Genomic DNA, 26512 nt, shown 5'->3' on the forward strand with positions numbered 1-26512 from the left:
CTGAAAAAGCCTCCACTGTTTTGATAAACTTGTCTATTTTCTATATTACTATTAATTGTAAAGATTTTCTTGTTTTTTTATTTGATTATTTGAAAAAGAGGAATTTTGTTGTTGTGAAGTAAGGTTTAGCTGAAATTAATTTTTCTAAAATATGGTTGACAATTAAGTATTACATTTGTAATCTTGATTATAGATTACAAATGTAATACTTAGGAGTGAAACAGACGATGACAAATCAATTACCTAAAATATCTGAAGCGGAATTAGAAATTATGAAAGTACTTTGGTCGAATTCTCCGCAAACAGCTAATGAAATTATAGAAGAACTGGAAGATGCAATGGACTGGAAACCGAAAACAATCCGCACATTAATTAATCGATTAGTGCAAAAGGAAGCCGTTGCTTACCATCAAGATAAAGGGCGTATGTACGCTTATTACCCGTTAGTATCACAAGATAATTATTTGCAAGTGGAAACGAAATCTTTACTAAAACGTTTTTGCGGTGCAGCGTTTAAGCCATTACTTGTTAATTTCTTAAAAGAGGAGAAATTATCTTCAGAAGATATTAATGAATTAAAACGCATTTTAGATGAGAAGACAGAGGAGAATAAGAGGAAGGATCGATAAAAATGATAAACACGCTTATAAATGTATACCTTCCTCATTTTTTTGATTGGCTTATAGAAACGTCACTTATGGCTAGCATATTAGTCGGATTTATTTTATGTATAAAAGTTCTATTTAGAAATAAATTAACCCCCCGGTGGCAATATATGCTGTGGATCGTATTAATGATAAGACTCCTTTTACCGTGGTCGCCAGATAGCTCTTATAGCATTTACTCATTACTTTCTTATAGTTCTAGCGTATCGGAAGTTATTCCAAAAAATATGCCGGCTACTGAGAATATAGTGAACATAGAAAGCGACCGAAAAGTGGAATTGGAATCAAATTCTAAAATGGTGACAAAAACTAGCGAACCGGAAGTAAAAGTCAGTTCGGAAAAACAGACTACATTTTCTTTATACAAACTTGCTTTGTATGTGTGGCTAGCTGGGGTAATCATATTAGCAGCCATCACGTTTCTTACAAATAGACGTTTATATTCTTACATAAAGAAACAACCGGATATTACGGACGAACAGGTCACTACAGTGTTTAATCGCTGTAAGCAGTCTATGAAAATGAAGAAGGCAGTTTCATTACGTCTTGCAGGAAAGATTGCAAGTCCAACGGTTTTTAGTTTCTTTCGCCCGAAAGTATTACTATCAAAAAAACATATGAAAGTATTAAATGAACAACAATTACAATATGTCTTTTACCATGAGTTAGCTCATATTAAGAGAAACGATGTAGCTGTAAATTGGATTATGTACAGTTTAATCCTATTAAATTGGTTCAATCCAATTCTTTGGTACGCCTATTTTTGTATGCGAGAAGATCAAGAATTAGCCTGTGATGCATATGCACTTACTTTTATAGATAAAGAGGAACAAATTGCATACGGTCATACAATTATTACCCTTTTAGAACACTATTCCTATCAAGTACCAAGCCTAGCAAATTTAAGTAGAAATAAACGAGCACTAAAAAGGAGAATCATTATGATTAAAAAATTCCAAAAGAAATCGTATCGTCTTTCTTTACTTGGAGTGATTGCGATAGCAGCTATAGCAGGCGGATTTTTATTAAATGCAAGGATAACCGAGGGAGATGAAAGACAGAAGGAAAAGGTTGTAGAAAATAAGCAATCTAAAGCGGCATTTGAAAAAGCGATAGAAACAGTATATGGTACACCAGAGAATGCAAGTAGAGAATGGGGTATGTCGATAAAGTCATATAAAAGAGATACAGATCTTTTGTATTTGGCAGAAAAGAATTTTACAAAAAAAGAATTTGAGCAATATGTCCAATTATTTAAAGAGGCTAGCGAAATTCAGAAACAAGCAATGGTTAAGAAAAATGTGCCTGAGAATTATGATGGAGATACAAAGGAAATTAATCTTGAACGTTTGAATAAAACTGATCAAGAAAAATTAGCTAGTATTCAGAAGAAATTAAACCCTTTTAATGATAAATTGCAGAAGTCTTTAACATATACTATAGAAGAAGCAAAAGAACATGTACCGTATCAAATTAAGGAGCCAACTTATATACCTGAAGGTTATGAATTAAAGAGAGAATGGGCTGATTCATATTTTGGAAGAGATGTAGAATTAGTTATTAAATCAGAATATACAAAAGGGAAATATGGTTTTACAATTTACCAGTCAAGGATGTATATGGATGGTAATGTTAATGGTGGTAAGGATCCACTACACTACATGATGCCTGGAGAAGAGAATCTAGAAAGTTATAGTTTAGACGGGAAAGAAATGGTATATAATAAATATTCTCAAGGAGAGAGTAAGTTAAAAGGACTCAAAATGTTTGTACCAGCACAAGGTAAGAATAGTGATTATCAAATTGTCATAGTAAATGATATTTTTACAAGAGATACAAAGATATACGAAGAGATAATTGATGATGATCTAACTAAGAAAGAGATGGAGAAAATATTACTTTCTATGTCAAAATAATAGACAGTGTTCTTAAAACTTTGGTTTTAAGAACACTGTCTATTTTATTAAGTTTCTAGTGGGATCTAGTCAGCAATTATTTACGAATATATTCTAGCTTTCCATACAAGTATACTTTTTGATAAACTATGGACAGTATGATATAACTTGACTGAAATTTTTTTATACTGGAAATAATAAAAAGAGAACTTGTATAGAATGTAAGCGTGTGGTAATATCAAAGATGTACTGATTGACTATATTATCCAATTGGTCATTTTTGGAGGTGACAATGTGGCGATAGATCGAAAACGTTCTATTATTGAAGCTGCAACAAAGTCTTTTTCAGCGTTCGGCTATAAAGCAACAACGATGGATCAAGTAGCGAAGTTAGCGAATGTAGGAAAAGGAACGATTTATACTTTTTTCAAAAATAAAGAAGAGCTATTTGGTGAAATTATTTCTAATTTAATTACAGAAATGAAGCAAGTTGCAGAAAGTGCAATTCATTCAGATGTTTCATTTTTTGAAAATGTACATAGAGCATTATATAGCATCTTGGAATTTAGAAAAGAACATCAGCTTATGATTAAATTAATTCAAGAAGAGCGCGATATGGGAACGAAAGAAGTACAAGAAGTTATGCAACAAGTTGATGTGGAAATCGTTTCTGTTATTCAATCGTATTTAAAGATTGCGATTGAAAAAGGTGAAATTAGCAAATGTGATCCAGAAATTACAGCATTTATTATGCTTCGTCTATATGTATCGCTTATTTTTGATTGGGAAAAAAATCATGAACCGCTAGAAAAAGAAAAAATTGCAGAGTTATTTGAACTTTATTTACTAAAAGGATTGTCAAACTAAGATAATCCTTTTAATTTTATAAAAAAATGACCGAATGAACAATGTGGTCATATATTTAAGTTAAGGGGGGATATAGAAAAAATATAATCATAATGAGAAAAAGTTGCATAGTAATAAATTCGGGGATAAGGCATATGTATGAACAAGTATAGCCTTTTTGTTTGGGTAAAAATGACTATATGAACATTTTGGTCATTTTATAAAAGGGGGAGAAATTATGAAAGGGAATCAGTTACTTCGGAAAGAGTTCACGGAAATTATAAAAAGTAAAAAAATATTAATTCCAATTATTGCGGTCTTATTCGTACCGATTTTATATGCAGGGATGTTTTTGTGGGCCTTTTGGGATCCGTATAAACAGTTAGATGACTTACCAGTTGCAGTAGTCAATTTAGATAAAGGCGCAGTATTTGATGGGAAACCAATTGAGGTCGGAAAAGGGCTCGTTGATAATTTAAAAGATAATAAAAGTTTTAAATGGGAGTTCGTAAGTGAAAAAGAAGCAAAGAAAGGAATGGAAGGTAGAAAGTATTACATGTTAGTGCGCATTCCAGATGACTTCTCAAGTAACGCTACAACGTTACTAAAAGACGATCCGAAGCCATTAAACTTAGAATATATTCCAAACGAAAGTTTGAACTTCTTATCCTCACAAATTGGCGGAACAGCCATTGAAAAAATTAAAGGTGAAGTAGCAAGCACGTTAACGAAAACATATGCAGAGAAAATGTTTGATTCCATTCAAGACGTCTCAAAAGGATTAGCAGATGGGGCGGAAGGAGCAAATAAACTACACGACGGATCAAGTGAGCTGCATGATGGTTCAAGTAAAGTGACGGATGGCCTTCATACACTGCAAGGGAAGTCTGGGGAGATACAGACAGGTATAGGGAAACTATTTGATGGGTCAGGGAAAGTAACAGCAGGTTTAAATACGTTAAATAGCAAAACAGGTGAAATGCAAATAGGTATTGGGAAATTAGTAGATGGGTCAGGAAAAGTAACGAACGGTTTAAATACGTTAAATAGTAAAACAAGTGAGATGCAAGCAGGTATCGGAAAATTAGTAGATGGATCAGGAAAAGTAACAGACGGTTTAAATACGTTAAATAGCAAAACGGGTGAAATGCAAAAAGGAATTGGTGAATTGCATGATGGATCTGAGAAACTGACTGGTGGCTTGAACAAACTAGTAAGTAAATCCGGCGAATTACAAACAGGAACAACTGATCTATCAAATGGTATGGAACAACTGGTTGGGGGACAAAACCAATTAGAGGTAGCTTCTCAAAAAATTGAAAAGGGTTTGCAAGATTTAAATAGTAAAGTGAAAAGTTCTGCTGCAGGTTTAGAGGAAATACAGTCGAAAGGCCCTTCTATATTGAATACAGTAAATGAGAAAATAGATGGAGCTGGGGCGAATGTAAATCAGTTAAATGAACTTACACAATCAACGGCAGGAGATGCCAAAAATGCAGAACAAGAGGTAGTGAATTTACAAAAGCAAATTGAAAGTTTACCGAAAGAATATCAAGAACAGTTACAACCATTCATAACAAGTGCTGTAAAAAGTACAGCGACAGTTCAGCAAAAAGCTGCCGGGGTAGCAGGTGGAACAAATAAATTAAATGAAGAAGTAAAACAATTAAAAGGTGAAATAAATCAAAAAACAAGTGATGCACAAAACAAACTACCGAATACAGCGAAATTGGACTCTTTAACAGAGGGTATTGAGAAATTAGCCAGTGCACAAAAAGGATTTGTTGAAAATTTCCAAGGGTTTGGTAAGAATTTAAATGTAGCAAAAGAAGGCGCAAATAAATTTAAAAATGAATCCGGTCAATTAATTGATGCGATAAATCAATTAGCAGATGGCTCGGGTAAAGTAACAGGCGGTTTAGGTGCATTATCTGCAGGAGCAAATCAAATGGCAGGTGGTGTACATCAATTAGCAGATGGCTCAAGTCAAGTAACAGGCGGCCTAGGTCAATTATCTGCAGGAGCAAACCAAATGGCAGGTGGAGTAAATCAATTAGCAGATGGCTCGAGTAAAGTAACAGGCGGTTTAGGTACATTATCTGTAGGAGCAAATCAAATGGCAGGTGGAGTAAATCAATTAGCAGACGGCTCCGGTCAAGTAACAACAGGCTTAGGCACATTATCAACTGGCTCAACCCAGCTAATCGACGGCGTAAATAAACTAGCAGATGGCTCAGGAAAAGTAACAGATGGTCTCGTAAAAGTAAACGACGGTTCAGGTGAACTTGCAGAGAAACTTGGCGAAGGGGCAGAGAAAACTGGGGAAGTAAAAGGAACGGATAAAACGTATGATATGTTTGCAAGTCCTGTAAAAGTGAAGACAGAGAAAATGGCGGAAGTTCCTAACTACGGAACTGGATTTACGCCGTATTTCTTATCACTCGGTTTATTTGTTGGGGCATTATTATTATCTATCGTATACCCATTACGTGATACAGTAGGCGTTCCAAAATCAGGATTTAGTTGGTTTATTAGTAAGTTCGGTGTTTTACTATCAGTTGGTATTATTCAAGCGATAGTAGCAGATGTTATATTACTGTTCGGATTAGGTGTAGAAGTACAAAGTATTCCATACTTCATACTCTTTAGCATCGTTACAAGTTTAGCGTTTATTGCATTAATTCAATGTTTAGTAACAGCATTTGGTGATGCGGGCCGTTTTATCGCCATCATCACATTAATTATGCAGCTTACAACAAGTGCTGGAACATTCCCGTTAGAGTTGATTCCGAAGTTTTTACAACCATTCAATGCTTGGTTACCGATGACATACTCTGTATCAGGATTGAAAGCAGTCGTATCGAGTGGAGACTTTGACTTCATGTGGAAAAACATAGGAATACTCATGATTTTTATCGTTGTATTATCATTTGGAACAATCGTTTCTTTAACTTTGATACACAAACGAAAATTTAAAAATGTGCTTGAAAATCAATCGGTTGAAGCGTAGATAAAAGCACCTTTTTGGTGCTTTTTTTATTAGTTTTGTTTTATCCCGCTTTAATGATGGGCAGTAAGACCCCACCTCAAAATTCAGCGAAAGCAAAGAAGTTAGGTGGGGATCAACTGCCCATTAAAGCCCGATTGGTGAGGGCTAATAATCAGTGGGGGATGAAGAAACCCCCACTGATTAAAGTTTCACTTCATTGGTTGAGAAAGTTCATTTGTTTTTCTGTTTTTACGGAACAAGTATATAACGATACTTATAAGAATAATTGTAGCTACAATCCAAATAAATGGACCATATTTTTCAGCAAAAGTATATAGTTTCATATTACTAGCAATTTCCTCTTTTGTTTTTCCTATTAGAATTTCAGAACCACTATACCCTTCAAGGGTATCCCCCTTTTTTATGCCAAAAATAAGAGTGTCTGATTTGTTTTCTATTCCCGTATATCGGTATCCTTTACTTTTAATTGTTAATTGAGTATCATCCTTTTTTAGTGAGTAATCTTCGATGGAAATATCTTTTCCTGACAGTGTAATTGGTTCCATCGAAAAACGAATTTCTTTTAATGCAGGAAGAACCTCATTATTTAGTAAGAGCTGCTTTGCAATATGTTGCTCTGTATCAATGTTTATCCAATTTGCTTTTCGTCGTTTATACGTATTAATTTCAAGGAGTGCGAATTCTTTATTTTGAAGTTTTTCCTCTGTAATAGGTTGCGCAGTAGTTAATGCTCCTTTTAATAAAATCACACCGTCTTTTGCAGATTGAAATGAAGAGACTTCTTTCGTTTCTTTTAATGTATTGATAGCACTTCTATAATCTTCTTTTCCTAAAAGAACAGCTCCTGTATGTACGGTTAAAATAAGATATAGAATGCTTAATACTATAATAGCTTTTTTCACTATGTACCCTCCAAAGTATGTATAAGTTAATTGTAACATAATTTACCATTTTTAATTTGTTAATTTGAATAATAGGTTGCAAATGTAAAAGTGGTAAGTCAGTTTGAAGAAAGTGTGGGTGAGAGGAGTAAAAATGAAAAGGAATTCCATAATAGGAAACCAGAAGATACAAAGAAAATAGATAGTAGAATATATACGTCTGTCGTAGTAGCTTCATTATCGAATAAGAGAGGAAGCAGTGTTGAAGCACCTATGGTGAAAAATAGCAAAAAAGATAATGAATAAGAAAAATTTATCAATTTTAGAGTGAAATATCATTTATAATCATCCTTCTCCTTAATTTCACCATATCGCATGTGCAGTTTAAACGAAAGAAAAGGATTTACAACAATTTACAGAGAAAACTAGAATAGAGGAGTTGATATGATGAAAGGAAATCTTACTTATCATTTTATCTTAAATCCGCTAATCATCTTTCTTGTTTACGCCCTTTCACCTATCTTGTTTCATAAAGAAAAATATATAAATATGAAAGATGCACTAGGAATACTTGTAGTTTACTATGTGCTTATTAGTGGGTATTACTTTATGGATGTTGTAAGTGAAAGAATGAAGAAGAATAGTAAGGACAAACAATAAAGTTTTGTTGTATAAAAATTAATGGAGGACAATAAAATGACTGAAAGTGAAATGAAATTCCGTGATACGACCATTCGTAACTTTTTCGATAAAGAGGATCGCTTAAAATCGATTCCAGGTCAAAAGAAGAAAAAACTAGTATTGTTAGAGCATTTAATTAGCAAGTTAGATGCTGGAAATCAATATACAGAAAAAGAAATTAATACATTTATAAAACAATATCATGATGATTTTTGTACAATTAGACGTGAATTTATTGTACATAGGTTTATGGATAGAGAGGATAATATGTACCGTATAAACGGGAGAGAAGTTTGGACGAAGTGGGAGGAATTAAAATAATGAATCAGCGAGGGGATCCCCGCTGATTATAAGTCTGTGCTAGTCTTGCTGTTTCTTTGTAGTAAGTCTATGAACGCTTCAACATTCGAACTTGTAATGTATCCAAGCGTTATATATTCATCTTCATAGTAAAATATTATTTTTTTGTCAAAGATTCTTCTCTTCGTTTCTATGGATAGAATTTTTTCATAATCAAATTCGGCAATGAATGTGTTTTTATATTGGCTAAAAAAGAGAAGTCTTTTATTAGTAGCAAGTAACATGCCAGGATATGGGACTTTATGCGTAATCATATAGCCAGTAAGTGAACATTTTAAAGTAGATAAAATCTTTTCTTCTTTATGTAATAGTTGTTTTGCAGCTGTTAAGATTGGATTCATTGCATACATTCCTTTTATTTTGATGTATGAATATTGTATCAAGAGTAAAAAGATTCTCAATATGCAATATTGCATATTGGACGTTTTATAGTTTTAATATTATTTTTTAAAAGAAAAAGTACGAGGTGATTCAATGATACGATTAGCAAAAGAGGCTGATGCAGAAGCAATAATGAATATTAGAAAAGAAATTATATTATCGGAAAATACTACAAAGTTTTTCATAGTATCTCCAAAGAAATTACCGAATGATATTGATGCAGAAAGAGAAAAGATACGGAAAAGTAATGAGAAAGGTAATCTTTATATTGTGTATGAAGTAGATTATAAGGTGGTAGGCTTTTTACTTTTCAACCGATATGAACTAGAACGGTTACAACACGCAGGCACAATGGGAATGGGGATTAAAGAGGCGTATTGTAATCAAGGCATCGGCACGAAATTAATTGAATTTCTTATTAGTTGGGCTAAAGGGCAGAAAGGTTTAGAGAAAATTTGCTTAGGTGTAGTTTCTGTTAATGATCGGGCAATTAAAGTGTACAAACGTATGGGTTTTGTAGAAGAAGGAAGACAACGAAAGCAAATTAAATATGAAGATGGATCATATGGAGATGATGTATTGATGGGCTTTTATATTAAATAAAGAATATATGGTATTAAGAAAAGGAATGTACATAACGTAAATTTCTAAAAGCAGTATATTGCCCATGCATTAACAGACTTTTACCTATGTATAATATTAATATAGTAAAATCATAACAACCGATATTGCAGTTTCCAATAATATACTATATAATCAATTTAAGAAAACGTTTTCATGCAAAGGGGGAGAATTTCGTGTCGACTATAGAGGACGTGGCGAAATTAGCAGGGTTATCAAGGACAACGGTTTCTAGGGTGATTAATAATCATCCATATGTTTCAGATGAGAAGAAAAAAAGGGTTCAATTAGCAATGAAGCATTTAGGCTTCGTTCCTAATTCTGCGGCGAGAAGGCTTCGTAAACAAAAAACGGAAACAATTGCGGTGCTAGTTCCAAGGATTACAAATCCTTTCTTCAGTAGATTTATTGAAGCAATCGAGATTGCTGCTTCTGAACATAAATATAAACTGATTATTTGTCAAACAAGATATTTACCGGAAAAAGAGATGGAGTATTTACAATTATTATCTACGAAACAAGTAGATGGGATTATTCTATGTTCACTAGAAAATCCGTGGGAAGATGTAGAGCCATACTTACAGCACGGTCCAATCGTGTTGTGTAATGAATATATTGAGGAAGCAAATATTCCAACAGTGAAGTTTGATCATGCGCAAGGAGCATACATAGCTGCGAAGCATGTGTTAGATCAAGGATATCGTAATCTTATTTTTTGCCGTGGTAACGAAACCAAAGTCGTTAGCCAGCAGCGAAAAATGGGCTTTTTACGTGCAATAACTGAGAAGAGCCGCCAAGTAGAAGCGATTGACTTTCTTGAAAACGCTTTCTCTTGGGAAGATGGAAAACGAATATTCCATGAAGTATTAAAGGACAAAAAAAATCCTACCGCGATTTTGGCAGGAGGCGATGAGGTAGCAGCTGGAATTATCTCAGAGGCGAAACGCCATAACTGGAGCATTCCAGATGATCTCGCTGTTATCGGTTTTGATAATCAAATATTATCGCAGATTACAGAACCAGGTATTACGACAATTGAACAGCCAATTGATGAAATGGCCAGAAAAGTTGTCGACCTGATGATGGATAAAATCCATACGAAAAATTATCGAAAAAAAGAATTGTATGAGTTTGAACTGGAGCTCTTGGTGAAAGGTTCAACGATGAAGGATAAGATGTTATTAGCCTAGTAGACTATGTCTGCTAGGTTTTTTTATGTTCAAAAACTACTATTCTTCGTGAACGCAATCATCACATTTGTTATGGTATGCTTCGTGTTGCTCATCAATTTCTTTCCCGCAGTGCGCACAAGTTTTCGTCGGTAAATTTCTGAAAAACTCCATTGGTTGATCGATCATGTCAATCCCTCCATTTCCATTTCTTACTATCATTGTATTAGTACAAAAAATAAAAGTCAACAACTGTTTTATAACAAAATTGAAAATTAATGAAAAAGTTTAGGAAATGGATTATAGTTAACAATGTAGGATGTAAGTAAAAAACTTTCTCAAGTACGGAGAAAAACTGCATTCCTACTCGGTTTTAGAAAGGATGGATACATATGAAAATGACTGTTGTCGGCTTTTGGGGCGGCTTTCCAGAAGCGGGAGAAGCAACGTCGGGGTATTTGTTTGAACACGATGGTTTTCGTTTACTTGTAGACTGTGGTAGTGGTGTACTAGCACAGCTTCAAAAATATATAACACCATCTCATATAGATGCAGTTGTACTGTCACACTATCATCACGATCATGTTGCGGACATTGGGGTATTGCAATATGCGAGATTAATTATGAGCGGGGCGAAGGGGCAACTACCGGAATTACCAATATACGGCCATACCTTTGACGAGAATGGATTCCATTCTTTAACGCATGAACCACATACGAAAGGAATCGCGTACAATCCAGAAGAAACACTTCAAGTTGGACCATTCTCGATTTCGTTCTTAAAAACTGTTCATCCTGTTACATGCTTTGCGATGCGTATTACAGCTGGAGATGATGCTGTAGTATACAGCGCTGATTCAAGTTATATTCCTGAATTCATTCCATTCACGAAAGATGCTGATCTTTTCATTTGTGAGTGTAATATGTATGCACATCAAGAGGCTGCAAAAGCAGGGCATATGAATAGTACAGAAGTAGCAAGTATTGCAAAAGATGCGAATGTAAAAGAACTTTTATTAACGCACTTACCGCATACAGGCAACCCATCTGATTTAGTAACAGAAGCAAAACAAATTTTCAGTGGCCATATTACGTTAGCGCATAGTGGTTACGTATGGAACTCATGAGGTGATACGATGTTATTTATTGATAATAAAGGGATTACAGATCCTAGAATAAACTTAGCGATTGAAGAATATTGTGTGAAGAATTTAGATATTAACGAAACATATTTACTGTTTTACATTAATGAGCCTTCGATTATCATTGGTAAAAACCAAAACACAGTAGAAGAAATTAATGCAGATTACGTAAAAGAAAAAGGTATTCATGTCGTTCGTCGTCTATCAGGCGGAGGCGCAGTATATCATGATTTAGGAAACTTAAACTTCAGTTTTATTACAAAAGATGATGGAGACAGTTTCAGCAACTTCAAAAAATTTACTGAGCCTGTAACGAAAGCGCTTAGTAAATTAGGTGTAAATGCAGAACTAAGTGGTCGTAACGACATTTTAGCTGAAGGTAGAAAAATTTCAGGTAACGCGCAGTTCTCAACGAAAGGTCGTATGTTCAGTCACGGTACGTTACTATTTGATTCTGAAATCGATCACGTCGTATCGGCATTAAAAGTAAAAATGGATAAGATTCAATCAAAAGGTATTAAATCAATCCGTAGCCGCGTTGCGAACATTACAGAGTTTCTAAACGAAGAAATGACGACAGAAGAGTTTAGACAACTTCTTCTAGAAACAATTTTTGAAGGAGAAACAGAAATCCCAACGTATGAATTAACAGAAGAGGATTGGAAAGAGATCCATAAACTTTCTGAAGAACGTTACCAAAATTGGGATTGGAACTACGGAAAATCACCGAAGTTCAACTTACAACATTCACACCGCTTCCCAGTTGGACAAGTTGACGTTCGTCTTGAAGTGAAAAAAGGAACAGTAACAGAATGTAAAATTTACGGCGACTTCTTCGGTTCACTAGATGTTCATGATATCGAAGAGCGTCTAACAGGCGTTCAATTCGATAAAGATGCATTCACTGTAGCTTTAGAAGGCGTAGATATCGCACGTTACTTCGGTAACATTACAACAGAAGATTTCTTACATTTATTCTTCTAAAAATGAGGGAGGCTGCCATCACGGGCAGCCTCTTTCTTTTTGCGTAGATTGTCAGGTTTTGTCGGTAAGTCGATATAACTGAAAAATCGCTGATATAAATTGAGTTGCGCTGATATATTTGGAAAATCGCCGATATAAATCGAGCTGCGCTGATATAACTGAAAAATCGCTCATATAATTTCATTTACCACAAAACATAAAATCACAGGACATTTGCCCCTCGTAAAGGAATATATATATTCAAAAGGAGGCTAATCGAAATGAAAAGGGTAATGTACGTTGTATTATTACTCAGCTTCGCCGTCGGAATGACAGCGTGTAACAGTGGATCGCCCTCAAGTCGTACAATTTTGTCTATCGGAAAACCGGCTGAGGATAATGTTATATATTTTACGCATACAGATAACAAACGAAAGATACATGATATACAAGACATGTTTCAAAATAAGAAGTGGAAAAGAAATGAAACATTCAGCACTGTTAATAAAACACCAGATGTCGTCTTATCAATAGATGAAGACAATATAGGGTTACCGGCATTATATGTTACCGTTTATTTTCATGAAGATGGAGCGGATGCTCTTAACTTGCACGGGGAGCATACGACATTAAATAAAGAAGAACTTGATAAACTTAGAGAAAAGATGAGTGCATATTATCCTAAAATGATTTTTGGTCTAGTGTTATAAATTACTTGTAAATAAAATCCCCTTATTTTTCCAAAGTAAACTAAGAGAAGGTGATCTGTCTATATGCAGTTAATAGAATATCACTTGCTACTTTAATTTTCTTTTAATATAATTAATTTAGAATTTTTAAATATTCTAAATTTTATAAAGGTGGGGTTTTTGTGAATCTCGTTCAATCTTTGGCTGAAACGGCAAAAAAGAAGGGGGAAAAACCGGCTTATATATTTATGGATCAGTCGGTCTCATATGACCAATTAAACAAAATGGTCACAAGGTTTTCTAGCAATTTAGCAGAAATGGGCATTGGAAAAGGGGACAATGTCGCATTAATTGTTGGGAACTCACCACATTATTTGGTCGGTTTATACGGAACAATGAAAGCCGGAGCAACTGTTATTCCAGTTAATCCAATTTATACAGCAGACGAAATGCATTATATTTTACAAAATGGAGATGTAAAAACAATCATCGTACTCGACGTCCTTCTACCTGTTATACAATCTCTTACAACAAGACTTCCTTCATTAGAAAACATCATCATATGTGAAACCTCATCAGATTTTAACCATACAGAAACCGAAAAAATGAAAACGTTTACTAGTTTTGTGGGGACTGGAGATACAACTTACGAAGGTCCTGAACTAGATGAAGAAGATGTAGCGGTTATTCTATACACATCGGGCACAACTGGAAAACCGAAAGGCGCTATGTTAACACATAAAAATTTATATAGTAATGCGAACGATGTGGCGTCGTATTTACAATATACGGCTGATGACCGCGTTGTTGCGGCACTGCCTATGTTCCATGTATTCTGTTTAACAGTTGCGGTAAATGCACCGATTGTGAACGGGGCAACGATTTTAATGTTACCGAAATTTAGTCCGAAAGAAGTATTCCGTATTTGTCGTACGTACGAACCAACGATCTTTGCTGGCGTACCGACGATGTACAATTATTTATATTTATTTGAAGAAGCAAGCGCAGAAGATGTGAAGACGCTTCGCCTTTGTATTTCCGGTGGTGCATCGATGCCTGTTGCTCTTCTGCAAAACTTTGAAAAACGTTTTAACGTTATTGTTTCAGAAGGATACGGTTTATCAGAAGCATCACCAGTTACTTGTTTCAATCCGCTAGATCGTCCTCGGAAACCAGGATCAATTGGCACAAATATTTGGCATGTAGAAAATAAAATTGTAAATGAACTTGGGGAAGAAGTACCTGTCGGCGCAGTCGGTGAATTAATTGTTCGCGGACCTAACGTTATGAAAGGATACTATAATGCACCAGAAGATACAGCTGCGACATTGAAAGACGGCTGGCTATATACAGGTGACTTGGCGAAAATGGATGAAGAAGGTTACTTCTATATCGTGGATCGTAAAAAAGATATCGTCTTAGTTGGCGGTTATAACGTATACCCTCGTGAAGTAGAAGAAGTATTATATACGCACGAATCAGTAGCGGAAGTTGTCGTAATCGGTGTTCCTGATGAAAACTTAGGAGAAGCTGTGCGAGCGTACGTCGTTTTGAAGCAAGCAAACGTAACAGAAGAAGAGCTGATGCATTACTGCACGTTACATTTAGCGAAATATAAAGTGCCGAAAAGCATTGAGTTTTTAATAGAATTACCGAAGAATACGACTGGTAAGTTGTTAAGAAGAGCATTGAGAGAGAAAGCGATGCAAGTGTAAAAATGAGGCAACCATCTTTGGAGGTGGTTGCCTCATTTTTTTTTGTATTGATTAAGCGGTGGTGCCATATATTTAAACCTGTATATGACCAACAAGGAGGGGACATACGTAGAACAGAAGAAATTAACGCTTACGTCGGGTGCAATATCTTATTTGTTAAATTATGGATGAACTCTGAAAGTGATAAGAACGGTAATTTTAATCAAAATGGAGTAGTGGACTGTGAATCAATGGCTACGGTGTTAGTAAATGCATATAAATTAGAATGGAATGAAAATAGTAAGTTACCAAAAGAATTTGCTGATTTGAAAAATCATTGGGCTCAACGTATGCCAATATTTTAGTTTAATAAGAAAATTCAAATTCCAAGTTGACACATGTGAATTACAGAATTAAAATGAAAAGAAATCGAATAGAATACATTAGAAGCTAATCAGATAAACTGAAGGCGCACAATGTTCACATTTGTGAATATATTGTGTGCCTTTTTCTATTGTATAAACTAAGGGGGCTTAACGATGAAAAAGTGGGGTAAGACAGCGTTTATGAAAAGTACAGGTGTTTTATTATCAGCAGTTGTACTTTTATCAGGGTGTGGTTCGGCAACATCCACTAGTAATTCTGAAGGAAGTGGAGATAAAAAAACAGTTGAGCTTTTAAATGTTTCTTATGATCCAACGAGGGAGTTATATCAAGATTTCAATAAAGATTTTGCGAAGTATTGGAAAGAGAAGCACGGGCAAACAGTAAATGTAAAACAATCACACGGGGGATCTGGAAGTCAAGCGCGCTCTGTTATTGATGGCTTAGAAGCAGACGTTGTTACACTAGCACTTGCTTATGATATTGATGCGATTAGTAAGAAAAAACAATTAGCAGAAGATTGGCAGAAGCGACTTGCGAATAATTCCACTCCATACACGTCAACAATTGTATTTCTTGTTCGAAAAGGAAACCCGAAAGGTATTAAAGACTGGGCTGATTTAACGAAAAAAGGTGTGTCTGTCATTACACCAAACCCAAAAACATCAGGAGGGGCACGTTGGAACTATTTAGCGGCGTGGGGATACGCACTGAAAAAATATAATAATAGTGAAGATAAGGCGAAAGAGTTTGTTAGCCAAATTTATAAAAACGTAGAAGTATTAGATTCAGGAGCGCGCGGAGCAACGACAACATTTGTTGAAAAAGGAATTGGTGACGTATTAATCGCATGGGAAAATGAAGCGTTATTATCCCAAAAAGAGCTTGGAAAAGATAAATTTGAAATTGTAACCCCTTCTATTAGTGTACTTGCAGAACCACCAGTAGCGGTTGTAGATAAAGTCGTTGATAAAAAAGGAACGAAAAAAGTAGCAGAAGGGTATCTTGAATATTTGTACTCAGAAAAAGGACAGGAAATTGCGGCAAAAAACTTTTATCGTCCGCGTAATGAAAAAGTAGCAGAAAAATATGCATCCCAATTTCCGAAAGTTCAATTATTTACTGTAGATGAACTATTTGGTGGCTGGAAAAAAGCGCAGGAGAAACACTTTAATGACGGCGGCGTATTCGATAAAATTTATCAAAAATAATGCGTACTGCTAAAGGGGGATGAGGTGAAAGAGGATGAGGAAGAAACGTGTTTTACCAGGGTTTGGATTATCGCTTGGATTTACAATGTTGTACATGAGTTTATTCGTACTTATACCACTTTCTATCGTATTTATTCAAACTTCACAGTTAGGTTGGAAGAAGTTCGCTGGGGTTATAACGAACGAGCGTGTGTTGCATTCCTATCAAGTTAGTTTTACAACTTCATTTGCAGCTGCTATTGTAAATGCCATTTTCGGTTTATTAATAGCATGGGTGCTCGTACGCTACAAATTTCCAGGAAAAAGACTATTAGATGGACTCATTGATTTACCATTTGCACTTCCGACAGCTGTAGCTGGTATTACACTTACAACGCTTTATGCGGAAAATGGATGGATTGGGAAAATATTTAGTCTGTTTCATATAAAAGTAGCTTTTACACCACTCGGAATTATCGTTGCGCTTACTTTTATCGGTTTACCATTTGTCGTTCGAATGGTGCAACCAGTGCTGCAAAATATTGATAAAGAAGTAGAAGAGGCAGCTTCGAGTTTAGGTGCATCCCGCTTACAAATATTTGTGAAAATCATTTTACCAGAAATCTTTCCCGCTCTTCTTGCCGGTTTTTCACTCGCATTTGCAAGAGCATTAGGAGAATACGGATCTGTCGTTTTCATCGCAGGTAATATGCCGATGAAAACAGAAATTGCACCACTGATGATTATGACGAAACTAGAACAATATGATTACGCGGGGGCAACAGCTGTAGCGACCGTGATGCTTATTATTTCCCTCCTTTTCCTTCTTCTTATTAATATGATTCAAAGCTGGAGTAGAAGGCATGAACTAAAAAGTGAATAGGAGGAGAGAAAATGGAACCAACATTATTAGAAAAGAAAATAGTAAAAAGCGTATCAGCTAAAAAAGAATCTAAGCTTGTACCAGGCATATTAATTACGATTACAGTTTTATTTTTATCTCTCTTTCTATTACTGCCACTCATAACTATTTTTCTAAAAGCCTTTGAAAGAGGGATGGATGTATACATTGCCGCTATTACAGATCAAGAAGCATTTTCAGCAATTAGGTTAACGCTTCTCGTTACGTTAATCGTTGTACCGCTGAATACGGTATTCGGAATCGCAGCGGCATGGCTTATTACAAAGTTTCAGTTTAAAGGAAAACAAATATTACTCTCTCTTATTGAACTGCCGTTTGCTGTGTCACCAGTTATCGCAGGATTAGTATTCGTCTTACTTTTCACACCGAGGGGTGCTCTTGGCGAATGGTTACTTGAACATGGAGTGAAAATCATTTTCTCTGTACCAGGTATTATTATCGCAACAATCTTTGTAACCTTCCCGTTCGTTGCACGTGAATTAATTCCGGTTATGCAGGCGCAAGGGAAAAGTGAAGAAGAGGCAGCTTTATCACTTGGCGCAAGTGGCTGGAAAATGTTTTGGCGCGTTACGCTTCCAAATATAAAATGGGGTCTTTTATACGGCATGATTCTATGTAATGCCCGTGCTATCGGTGAGTTTGGAGCCGTTTCTGTCGTATCAGGTCACGTGCGCGGTATTACGAACACGATGCCGCTCCATATTGAAATTTTGTACAATGAATATCAATTTTCAGCAGCATTTGCAGTAGCGACGTTAATGTCATTAATTGCAGTGTTTACACTCGTTATAAAAAACTGGATTGAATGGCGAATGGAAAAACGACAATAAGGGGGATTACGGTGAGTATTCAAATTCAAGGTGTATCAAAGCAATATGGTACATTTCAAGCACTAACAGACATTCATTTGGATATTCCAAAAGGCGAACTTGTTGCCTTATTAGGCCCGTCAGGTTCTGGGAAAACGACGTTATTACGCATTATTGCAGGATTAGAAGAAGCGGATGGAGGCTCTATTTCATTTGATGGAGAAGATTTAACAGACATTCACGTGAAAAACAGGCAAGTCGGTTTCGTCTTTCAGCACTATGCGCTCTTTAAGCATATGAATGTATTTGAGAATGTCGCTTTCGGTTTAAAAGTAAGAAAGAAAAGCTTAAGACCGTCAGCAGAAGCGATAGAAGAAAAGGTCACAGAATTATTAAAGCTCGTAAAAATGGATGGCTTTGCTAAACGTTATCCAGCGCAATTATCTGGTGGACAACGTCAACGTATTGCACTAGCCCGGGCACTTGCAGTCGAACCGAAAATTTTATTACTCGATGAACCGTTCGGTGCACTCGATGCGAAGGTGAGAAAAGAATTACGCAGATGGCTCCGAAAATTACATGACGAATTTCAAATTACGAGCGTATTCGTAACACATGATCAAGAAGAGGCGTTAGACGTTGCAGACCGCATCGTTGTAATGAATGAAGGCTGCATTGAACAAATGGGAACACCGGAAGAAGTATATGAAAACCCAGCAAGTCCGTTTGTATATGACTTTTTAGGAAATGTAAATTTATTTCACGGCCGCGTTCATAAAGGAAAGCTAAATGTAGGATCGGTCGAACTAGAAGCACCAGAGCATAAGCACGTTTCCAACGTAGACGGAATAGCCTACGTAAGGCCGCATGACTTATCAATCTCTCGTACGAAACAAAGCATAGATGCAATCCCGGCAAAAGTATCTTATTCTCACGCAGTCGGAAATATCGTATATGTAGAATTAAAACGAGACGGAACAGATGAATATTTAGAAGCAGAAATTACGAAAGAACAGTTCAAGCAGCTGAACATTCAAGCGGGTGATTTCGTATACGTACAGCCGAAAGAAGTGAAAGTGTTTATTCCGGAGGATTTTGTAATTTAAATAAAAACCGAACCACCATCTAAATGGAGGTTCGGTTTTCTTTATTTTTTCTCTACTAATTTCTTATTCTTCCAATCTAGTGTGAACAATTTATTAAATGTTTTTTGATCAACGTCTTTTACGTTGTTTCCAACCCAGTTTGCAGTTCCGAATGTGAAGCCTGGACGAAGTTGGTAGTCATCGGCGTGTTTTGTATAGGCGACTTGTAAGTTAGATTGATCTGTATTTTTTTCAGAGATAACAACAGCAATCATACCAGGAGAGAAACCGCTATTTGTTAGCGCTGGAAGTTGATCCATCGGTATTAAATTACCTTTTGCATCAGATTCATATAGGTATGTGCGAGAGTACATGAAAAGTTGGTTTCCATATAAAGAATGATAGGAGTCACGTGTGTAAATACCCCAGTTTTGATTGTTATATCCGTTAAAGAATACGTTCCATTTTACGTTTTTGTTTGTTTGGTCAATTAAATTTGTTTTATAACTAGTTTGTTTATAGCTTACAGAGTCCGACCAAGTTACTTGACCAGTTGCACCAGCTTCACCGCTAGGGCCATTAGGCGTTACAGAAGCTTTAACAGAGCCACCAAGTTGATAAGATACGCTAGATGTTACAGTCGTTTCTTCTACAGCATTTGTAGGTGCTACGTTAAAGAAACGAGCGCTGTTATCTTGAAGGTTAAATGCAACATCATATTGTGAAGGATAACGTAATGTTGCACTAGCGCCAGGGATTGGGTAGTTATCAATAGGTGCATCACTTATAGTAGGATTTGCTTTTAGAAAACTACCAGTTGTATTAATAACGGCAATCTGTTTATCAGCGCTTGGGTCATCGATAAAAGTTACCTTTAAAGACATTGTCATATTATCAGCTTGATCATTATTAAATGTATTATAGCTCGTATGTGTTTTTGCATTTTGCCCGATATCTGTTACAACTTGCGATGTTGTTTGAGCATAAGCAGCAGGTGTTGAAAGAGTTATAGTACTACTAGCAAAAACAGCGGATAATGCTAAACATTTTAAGTATGTTTTAGAACGTTTCATACAATCACTTCCTTTTATCTTTGTCGATATATGTCGTATTACATTTATATCGTAACATGAAAATAAAACGGAATGGATGGTTATGCATAATTGCATAGATGAGTTTTGGAAGATAGAGATAATAGCATTTTATCAATCCTTATTAAGAAAATTGATGCGGTTTTATTTTATCCCGCTATTTGCTGGGCAGTAAGACCCCCACCTCAAAATGCAGCGAAAGCAAAGAAGTTAGGTGGGGGATGAATAAATCCCCACTGATTAAAGTTTCATTTTATATATTCCTCCTCATCAACTCCCCAACTTGCGTCGCAACAAACGCAACATCACTATCAATTTCATCCAATACGTAAGATTCCAAAATGCCCATGACAGCTGTTCCTAAAAACTTTAAAACGATTTGTTTATCAATGTTTTTATTTACGGATGTATTTGTGTTTAATTTTTTTTCTAGTTCACCCATGATGAACGTTAGGAACTTTTTCTGAAATGATAATGTGCTGTTGCTTCTAAATAACGATGCGAAAAATGGTTTGTGTTCTTTGAAGTATTCAAACCATATGATTGTTCCTTCTATAAATTCTTTGTTTTGCTTCTCGTAGCATATTTCTTTTAATTGGTCTAAATGATCGTCCACAATTTTATCTAATAAATTGTACTTATCTAGATAGTGTAAGTAAAACGTTTTTCTTCCGATATTTGCTTTTTCGGTAATGTTTTTAACTGTAATTTCATCAAATCCATCTGTAATTAACATTTCTATAAATGCCGATTGAATGGCGTTTTGTGATTTTATAATTCTTCTATCGATTTTCTCCATATCGTGTTCCTCCGTTATTGATACACATATTTCTTTATGTGTGTATTATCACCCAAATGCGTAAATGTGGTCATTGAAACAAGGTTCTACTCATTTTATTGTAAATATACACGTGAGTAATAACTCTCGCAAGTGTAAAATTAATAATAAGATAAGGGTGGTTTTATATATGGCAGTTACGAAGGAAAATATAAGATTTTATGCAAGAGGTTTACAAGTTGCAGGTATTTTGAACATTCCTGAAGGTGCTGAGGAAAAGAAACAAAATCCATCGATTGTTTGTGTGCATCCAGGTAGTAGCTGTAAAGATCAAACAGCAGGATTGTATGCCGAGAAGTTAGCGGAACAAGGATATGTAACGCTTGCGTTTGATGCGTCATATCAAGGTGAAAGTGAAGGTACACCGAGATATATTGAAGAGCCAGCTGCGCGAGTTGAGGATATTCGCTCAGCAGTAGATTATTTAACTACTCTTCCTTATATAGATGAAGAACGTATCGGTGTGTTAGGTGTTTGTGCAGGCGGTGGTTATGCGGTAAATGCTGCGATGACAGAGCGCCGCATTAAAGCGGTTGGTACAGTTGTTGGTGCAAATATCGGTCGTTTAAATCGTGAGTCTAACCCGATTGGTGTGTTAGAGGAAATTGGTAAACAACGTACTGCTGAAGCACGCGGAGCAGAGGAAATGATTGCAAATTGGATTCCTAAAAATCAGGAAGAGTTAGTAGCAGCGGGTATGACGGATATAGATATTGTAGAAGCAGTTGAGTATTACACAACGCCGCGAGGTCAAAGTGTGAACTCGCCAAATAAGTTAAACTTTACGAGTATGGGATCGGTAATCGGTTTTGATGCGTTCCATTTAGCAGATACGTTATTAACGCAGCCGCTGCAAATTATTGTCGGCAGTAAGCAAGGTGCATTTGGTTCTTATAAAGATGGTCATGAGCTTTATGAGAAAGCAGCTTCAGAGAAAAAAGATTTACTTGTTGTGGAAGGTGTGAGTCATTACGATTTATACGATCAACCAGAACCAGTAGGAATTGCAGTTGAAAAATTAACAAGTTTTTATAAAGAGCATTTGTAAAAACAATGTTGATATAAATGGTGCCTATAGTTGTTAGATACAAGTCTAACAACTATAGGTTTTTATTATGATGAGCGAAGCGCTTAATATTTACGTTATAAGTGCATAACAAGTTATAATAGAAGAAATCAATAAGGAGGCTGGCTGTGAAGAATCTTCGTTATCTCAATATATTTACCATATTAATTATATACACACTACTTATGTTTTACATCGGCTGGAACGGATGGGTTTGGCTTCATGCGGTATTTGGCTGGGAATCTTGGGGATATTATGCTTTTATAGTTGCATTTATTTCATATGCGTACATTCTCGTGCAAGTGTTTAAGTTTTTGCCATTTCTGCGAACGATAGGTTCGATTTGGTTTGCGGTTATACAATATGCGCTTATGTTGTTGCCATTAGCTAATATTATGGTCTTTCTTTTACAGTTTTCAGTAGAGAAAGAAGCGGCAATTATTTGGACAGGGGCGGCTGTGATAGCTGCATTTATCTTTATCTTTGCGTATGGAGTATTTAATGCGTATAGTCCGGTAGTAAGAAAGTACGAGGTGCACATACCGAAAAAGGTAGAGGGGCGTAAAAGTTTACGCATTGCGATGGCTTCTGATATGCATTTCGGTAAACTGTCTGGCGTTTCGCATTTAAAAAGACTTGTTCGTCATGTAAATGAGATGGAACCTGATATTATTTTACTGCCAGGTGATATTATCGATGATCATCCAGGTGTGTTCATTCAAAAGAATATGGGACCAATCATGAAACAAATGAAAGCACCATTAGGCGTATATGGTGTTTTAGGGAACCATGAATACTACGGTAGAGCGGTTCCAGAGTTTTTACAAGAGATGGATAAGATTGATATTCGTATTCTTTTAGATGAAGTAATTACAATTGAAGATGACTTTTATCTCGTTGGAAGAAGAGATAAAACAGAGCGAGATCGTCAAAGCTTTGAACAATTAATGAGTACGGTAGATAAATCGATGCCTGTTATCGCAATGGATCACCAGCCATTTGAGTTGAAACAAGCAGCAGCGGCAGGTGTAGATTTATTATTATCCGGTCATACACACCGCGGACAAATGGCGCCCAATCATATTGTAACGAGAAGAATGTACGAGCTAGACTGGGGATACGCACAAAAAGGCGCGTTCCACGCAATTGTTTCTTCTGGATTTGGATTTTGGGGACCACCGCTTAGACTTGGAAGTAGGTCGGAGATTGTGCAGGTAGAAGTTACATTTGAATAGGGGTTATGAAATAGAGAGCTGATGGCTCTCTATTTTTTTAAATAAAAACAAATAACAATAAATATTTATGTTGGTGCTAATTTCATAAAAGAGATAAGATTATAAGACTCGATTAAAATAAAGGGGGATTGTAAGTGATCATATCAGATGTACTATACGGAGAATTTGAAGTGGATCAAGTAGTAGAAGAATTAATTTCAAGTAAGTCTATGCAAAGACTAAAGGGAATTCATCAAGCAGGCGCAAGTTACTTAATGAACGAGAAATGGAATGTAACGCGCTTTGATCATTCAGTTGGTGTTATGTTGTTAGTGAAAAAACTAGGTGGTTCAGTAGAAGAACAGATCGCTAGTTTACTGCATGACGTATCGCATACTGCTTTTTCCCACGTGATTGATTACGTTTTTCATAATGAAGATGAAAGTTATCATGAAGAGATATTTAGTTCTGTTGTGAAAAACTCAGAAATTCCAGCGATTCTTGCGAAGTATGGTTATAACTATGAAGATATTTTGTTAGATGATTCGAAATGGACGTTACTCGAAAGGTCAGCACCAGAATTATGCGCAGACAGAGTGGATTATACATTACGAGATATGTATACATATGGGTATGTTTCTTTAGAAGAAGTTCACAGTTTTTTAGAAGATGTCATCGCTGTAGATGGGAAAATGGTTGTTCAAAGTGTCGAAATGGCAGAATGGTTTACAGAAACGTATTACAAGGAAGTAATCGATTTCTTTATGGAACCAATGAATATTTACGGAAATGATATGTTAGCGAAAACGTTAAAGGTAGCTCTTCATAAAAGGATTATTCATGCAGATGATTTTCTTCTTGAAGATGAGGAGCTTATTTCGAAATTGCAGCAATGTAATGACCCCGAAGTAGAAGCTTTATTAAGCAAAGTTCATCGAAATGTAAAAGTAAAAGAAGATAGAAACGATTATGATTTACATCAGAAAAATAAAGTGCGTCTTATTGATCCGCCGTTACTTCGTGAAGGGAAAATCGTTCAGTCGTCTGTTGTGTCAGAAAACATAAGACAGATGAGTGATATTGCTTATGAAAAAGCGGTGAGAGGGATGTATGTGAAAGTGATTTCGAATTAAAAAAGAAGTAGCGCATCGTTTTTAGAGCGCTACTTCTTTTTTATTAATGATCAAACCAATTCCAAATCTCAATATCTCCAAGAGTCGCATAACGTACGTGCGGGGAGTTTTGTAATTTTAATAACTCTTTCGATGGGCCAGTAATAACAATTCCGTATACTTTTACACCGTTATCCTTTACATATTGATAACGTTTATCTAAGTTTAGTTCTTTCTCAGAAAGCGCTGCTATTTTGCTTACTGTTTTTTTATGGATAGAAAGGACGCGCATCATTTCGGTTACTTTGTCTTCTTGCGTTTTCTGCCCGTCAGTTTCATTATCGAGGAATCTTACATGTTCTGGAAATCCTATAGCTTCTCCGCCATGTAGGATATAGTCATCTACATTTTTTCTTTCTTGTCCTGTATCTAAAGCGTACCATACAGGAGTTGGAGGGAGTTTTTGTGCCTCGAATATGCTATATAAAAGCGGTTCTAATTCTTTTAAAGTGTAAGCTTTATCAAAAGAAATTGCTACTTCTGCAACGGTTCCATCATGTACTTTTGCAAGTGTATCCCATACTTTTTTTGATGAATCCTTTAAATAATCACCCTGCTTTGTTTTTGGATGAACAAAGAAGAGTTTTGGTTGATAGAACGGATTCATCCAAGTTTGCTTCGTGATATCTACAGATGATAAGAAGCTTTTTGTTTCTATTGTACCGAGGGGCATTTCTTTTTTACCGACGGTTCTTACTAAATCAAATTGGCTATTCGTACGGAAAAAAGCTTCTACACTTGTTCCGCCTCCCATAACGCGGCTATTTGGAATAGTTGCTTCAAGTGCCAGAGAAGGAACCTCTCTAATTTCTTTTAGCCTTTTATCATTATTAGCTTGAAAATAAAAGGCTGATAATACCCCGCCGATTATATAGATAACGATGCAAATTGATAATATAAAACCAAACGTTTGTAAACGATGTTTCCACTTAATTCTCCAAAAAGGAATTTTAAGATCTTTTGGAGGTAACTTTTTCTTAATTGGTTCTGTTTTTGTTAACAGCTCATCTAAGTAAGCTTCACAAGCTTCACATGACTCAATATGACTTTCTAACAGTTCTTGTTCATCATGCGTGAGCGTTCCATTTTCATACTTCTTCCATAGTTTTTTAAATTCTGCACAGCCCATCTGTATCACTCCTTTATGCTTTTTATTTCTTTTCGTCCCCTGTGTAATTCAATTTTCACTTTCGCTAATGAGAGACCAGTCATTTCTGCTATTTCCTTATAGGAGAATCCATAGTAATCTCGTAGTAGCAGGGCATTTCGTCGTTCGAGCGGAAGAGAAGATAAACTTTCTAACCAACTAGCAATCTCAAATTTTACGAAATATGCATGTTCTGTACTTGGAACGTTTGGTAAATGGAATTCTGCAACTTCTGTTGTTTTATATTTCTTTTCTTTACGATACCAATCGATAAAGGCATTGTAGGCAATTGTAAATAACCACGGCCTAATTTCTTCTCCTTTATAATAGTCAATATGGACGAGCATTCGGTAAAAGGTTTCTTGCATGAGATCTTCCGCATAGTGGGAATCTCCGGTTAGGGAGAGAAGATAGCGAAATAAATCTTGCATATGCTCGGAGTAAATGTCTTCTAATGATTGTTTGCGTTTCACTACATTTCCCTCCCTTCATACATAACAACGAAATACATATAAAAAAGTTACAATTTTTTATGGAATTATAGTAAAAAACGTCAAGAATTGGATAGGATTCTCTTTTATCATAATACATATAAGG

General features: G+C 35.7%; 28 protein-coding genes. 21 read left to right on the plus strand and 7 right to left on the minus strand.

The window, feature by feature from the left end; genetic code table 11:
* The first annotated feature begins 227 nt into the window (after positions 1-227).
* From BHV55_RS05800 to BHV55_RS05815, 4 genes are all read left to right on the plus strand, one after another.
* A complete protein-coding gene (locus tag BHV55_RS05800) occupies positions 228-629 on the plus strand; it encodes a BlaI/MecI/CopY family transcriptional regulator (RefSeq protein ID WP_048568194.1) in 402 nt (133 codons plus the stop codon).
* Positions 630-631: 2 nt separating this feature from the next.
* The gene (locus BHV55_RS05805; RefSeq protein WP_070757232.1) at positions 632-2581 is read left to right on the plus strand and encodes a M56 family metallopeptidase; all 1950 of its coding nucleotides are present in this window, start codon (positions 632-634) and stop codon (positions 2579-2581) included.
* 273 nt (positions 2582-2854) lie between these two features.
* Positions 2855-3427, plus strand: a complete 573-nt coding sequence (locus tag BHV55_RS05810) for a TetR/AcrR family transcriptional regulator (RefSeq protein ID WP_069604994.1) — start codon at positions 2855-2857, stop codon at positions 3425-3427.
* Positions 3428-3644: 217 nt separating this feature from the next.
* On the plus strand, positions 3645-6416 hold the full coding sequence (locus BHV55_RS05815) for a YhgE/Pip domain-containing protein (RefSeq protein WP_070757231.1): 2772 nt from the start codon (positions 3645-3647) through the stop codon (positions 6414-6416).
* Between the two features lie 188 nt (positions 6417-6604).
* On the opposite strand, the gene BHV55_RS05820 is transcribed toward BHV55_RS05815, so the two are convergent.
* Positions 6605-7357: a hypothetical protein gene (locus BHV55_RS05820; RefSeq protein ID WP_003283506.1), complete on the minus strand. Its 753-nt coding sequence runs from the start codon at positions 7355-7357 to the stop codon at positions 6605-6607.
* Positions 7358-7408: 51 nt separating this feature from the next.
* Between BHV55_RS05820 and BHV55_RS05825 the strand changes: the two genes are divergently transcribed.
* The 3 genes from BHV55_RS05825 (at position 7409) to BHV55_RS05835 (ending at position 8299) form a co-directional block, all read left to right on the plus strand.
* On the plus strand, positions 7409-7603 hold the full coding sequence (locus tag BHV55_RS05825; RefSeq protein WP_042890589.1) for a hypothetical protein: 195 nt from the start codon (positions 7409-7411) through the stop codon (positions 7601-7603).
* A gap of 138 nt (positions 7604-7741) precedes the next feature.
* Positions 7742-7957 carry a hypothetical protein gene (locus tag BHV55_RS05830; RefSeq protein WP_070757230.1) on the plus strand — a complete coding sequence of 72 codons (216 nt, stop codon included), beginning with the start codon at positions 7742-7744 and terminating at the stop codon, positions 7955-7957.
* A 36-nt stretch (positions 7958-7993) separates the two neighbouring features.
* Positions 7994-8299: a DUF2087 domain-containing protein gene (locus BHV55_RS05835; protein ID WP_000140286.1), complete on the plus strand. Its 306-nt coding sequence runs from the start codon at positions 7994-7996 to the stop codon at positions 8297-8299.
* Positions 8300-8325: 26 nt separating this feature from the next.
* Here BHV55_RS05835 and BHV55_RS05840 read toward each other — a convergent pair whose 3' ends face one another.
* The gene (locus tag BHV55_RS05840; RefSeq protein ID WP_070757229.1) at positions 8326-8679 is read right to left on the minus strand and encodes a PH domain-containing protein; all 354 of its coding nucleotides are present in this window, start codon (positions 8677-8679) and stop codon (positions 8326-8328) included.
* A 133-nt stretch (positions 8680-8812) separates the two neighbouring features.
* Here BHV55_RS05840 and BHV55_RS05845 point away from each other — a divergent pair, with 133 nt between their 5' ends.
* The gene (locus tag BHV55_RS05845; RefSeq protein ID WP_000620018.1) at positions 8813-9322 is read left to right on the plus strand and encodes a GNAT family N-acetyltransferase; all 510 of its coding nucleotides are present in this window, start codon (positions 8813-8815) and stop codon (positions 9320-9322) included.
* A gap of 194 nt (positions 9323-9516) precedes the next feature.
* Entirely contained in the window at positions 9517-10530 is a 1014-nt protein-coding gene (locus BHV55_RS05850; protein WP_000103715.1) for a LacI family DNA-binding transcriptional regulator, read from the plus strand.
* Positions 10531-10569: 39 nt separating this feature from the next.
* On the opposite strand, the gene yhfH is transcribed toward BHV55_RS05850, so the two are convergent.
* Positions 10570-10698 (minus strand): protein YhfH, encoded by a 129-nt coding sequence (yhfH, locus tag BHV55_RS05855; RefSeq protein ID WP_000567010.1) that lies wholly within the window; start codon positions 10696-10698, stop codon positions 10570-10572.
* A 203-nt stretch (positions 10699-10901) separates the two neighbouring features.
* Here yhfH and BHV55_RS05860 point away from each other — a divergent pair, with 203 nt between their 5' ends.
* From BHV55_RS05860 to BHV55_RS05900, 9 genes are all read left to right on the plus strand, one after another.
* Positions 10902-11636, plus strand: a complete 735-nt coding sequence (locus BHV55_RS05860) for an MBL fold metallo-hydrolase (RefSeq protein WP_000784680.1) — start codon at positions 10902-10904, stop codon at positions 11634-11636.
* Positions 11637-11645: 9 nt separating this feature from the next.
* The gene (gene lplA, locus BHV55_RS05865; RefSeq protein WP_000897281.1) at positions 11646-12635 is read left to right on the plus strand and encodes a lipoate--protein ligase; all 990 of its coding nucleotides are present in this window, start codon (positions 11646-11648) and stop codon (positions 12633-12635) included.
* Positions 12636-12895: 260 nt separating this feature from the next.
* Entirely contained in the window at positions 12896-13324 is a 429-nt protein-coding gene (locus BHV55_RS05870; RefSeq protein WP_000832615.1) for a hypothetical protein, read from the plus strand.
* A 161-nt stretch (positions 13325-13485) separates the two neighbouring features.
* Positions 13486-15018, plus strand: a complete 1533-nt coding sequence (locus BHV55_RS05875; protein WP_070757228.1) for a fatty acid--CoA ligase family protein — start codon at positions 13486-13488, stop codon at positions 15016-15018.
* 167 nt (positions 15019-15185) lie between these two features.
* Positions 15186-15362 (plus strand): hypothetical protein, encoded by a 177-nt coding sequence (locus BHV55_RS27725; protein ID WP_001999272.1) that lies wholly within the window; start codon positions 15186-15188, stop codon positions 15360-15362.
* A 174-nt stretch (positions 15363-15536) separates the two neighbouring features.
* Positions 15537-16592 carry a sulfate ABC transporter substrate-binding protein gene (locus BHV55_RS05885; RefSeq protein WP_070757227.1) on the plus strand — a complete coding sequence of 352 codons (1056 nt, stop codon included), beginning with the start codon at positions 15537-15539 and terminating at the stop codon, positions 16590-16592.
* Positions 16593-16626: 34 nt separating this feature from the next.
* Entirely contained in the window at positions 16627-17454 is an 828-nt protein-coding gene (cysT, locus tag BHV55_RS05890; protein ID WP_001227879.1) for a sulfate ABC transporter permease subunit CysT, read from the plus strand.
* 11 nt (positions 17455-17465) lie between these two features.
* Complete coding sequence (cysW, locus tag BHV55_RS05895; RefSeq protein WP_070757226.1) at positions 17466-18323, plus strand: sulfate ABC transporter permease subunit CysW; 858 nt, start codon at positions 17466-17468, stop codon at positions 18321-18323.
* An 11-nt stretch (positions 18324-18334) separates the two neighbouring features.
* Complete coding sequence (locus BHV55_RS05900; protein ID WP_000027093.1) at positions 18335-19408, plus strand: sulfate/molybdate ABC transporter ATP-binding protein; 1074 nt, start codon at positions 18335-18337, stop codon at positions 19406-19408.
* Positions 19409-19449: 41 nt separating this feature from the next.
* On the opposite strand, the gene cytK2 is transcribed toward BHV55_RS05900, so the two are convergent.
* Positions 19450-20460: a beta-channel forming cytolysin CytK2 gene (gene cytK2, locus BHV55_RS05905; RefSeq protein WP_070757225.1), complete on the minus strand. Its 1011-nt coding sequence runs from the start codon at positions 20458-20460 to the stop codon at positions 19450-19452.
* A 271-nt stretch (positions 20461-20731) separates the two neighbouring features.
* Positions 20732-21277, minus strand: coding sequence for a TetR/AcrR family transcriptional regulator (locus tag BHV55_RS05910; protein ID WP_070757224.1), 546 nt, complete (start codon positions 21275-21277; stop codon positions 20732-20734).
* A 169-nt stretch (positions 21278-21446) separates the two neighbouring features.
* Between BHV55_RS05910 and BHV55_RS05915 the strand changes: the two genes are divergently transcribed.
* The 3 genes from BHV55_RS05915 (at position 21447) to BHV55_RS05925 (ending at position 24729) form a co-directional block, all read left to right on the plus strand.
* Complete coding sequence (locus BHV55_RS05915) at positions 21447-22364, plus strand: alpha/beta hydrolase (RefSeq protein ID WP_070757223.1); 918 nt, start codon at positions 21447-21449, stop codon at positions 22362-22364.
* Positions 22365-22510: 146 nt separating this feature from the next.
* Complete coding sequence (locus BHV55_RS05920; RefSeq protein WP_000793735.1) at positions 22511-23617, plus strand: metallophosphoesterase; 1107 nt, start codon at positions 22511-22513, stop codon at positions 23615-23617.
* Between the two features lie 134 nt (positions 23618-23751).
* On the plus strand, positions 23752-24729 hold the full coding sequence (locus BHV55_RS05925; protein ID WP_058839349.1) for an HD domain-containing protein: 978 nt from the start codon (positions 23752-23754) through the stop codon (positions 24727-24729).
* Positions 24730-24772: 43 nt separating this feature from the next.
* Here the strand turns inward: BHV55_RS05925 and BHV55_RS05930 are convergent, their stop codons facing one another.
* Both BHV55_RS05930 and BHV55_RS05935 read right to left on the minus strand, forming a co-directional pair.
* Positions 24773-25897: an anti-sigma factor gene (locus tag BHV55_RS05930; protein ID WP_000501653.1), complete on the minus strand. Its 1125-nt coding sequence runs from the start codon at positions 25895-25897 to the stop codon at positions 24773-24775.
* A gap of 5 nt (positions 25898-25902) precedes the next feature.
* Positions 25903-26388 carry an RNA polymerase sigma factor gene (locus BHV55_RS05935; protein ID WP_048568235.1) on the minus strand — a complete coding sequence of 162 codons (486 nt, stop codon included), beginning with the start codon at positions 26386-26388 and terminating at the stop codon, positions 25903-25905.
* Positions 26389-26512 lie beyond the last annotated feature (124 nt).

Origin of the sequence: Bacillus sp. RZ2MS9, assembly GCF_001816185.2 — a bacterium.
In the GTDB taxonomy this organism is placed as follows: Bacteria; Bacillota; Bacilli; order Bacillales; family Bacillaceae_G; genus Bacillus_A; species Bacillus_A cereus.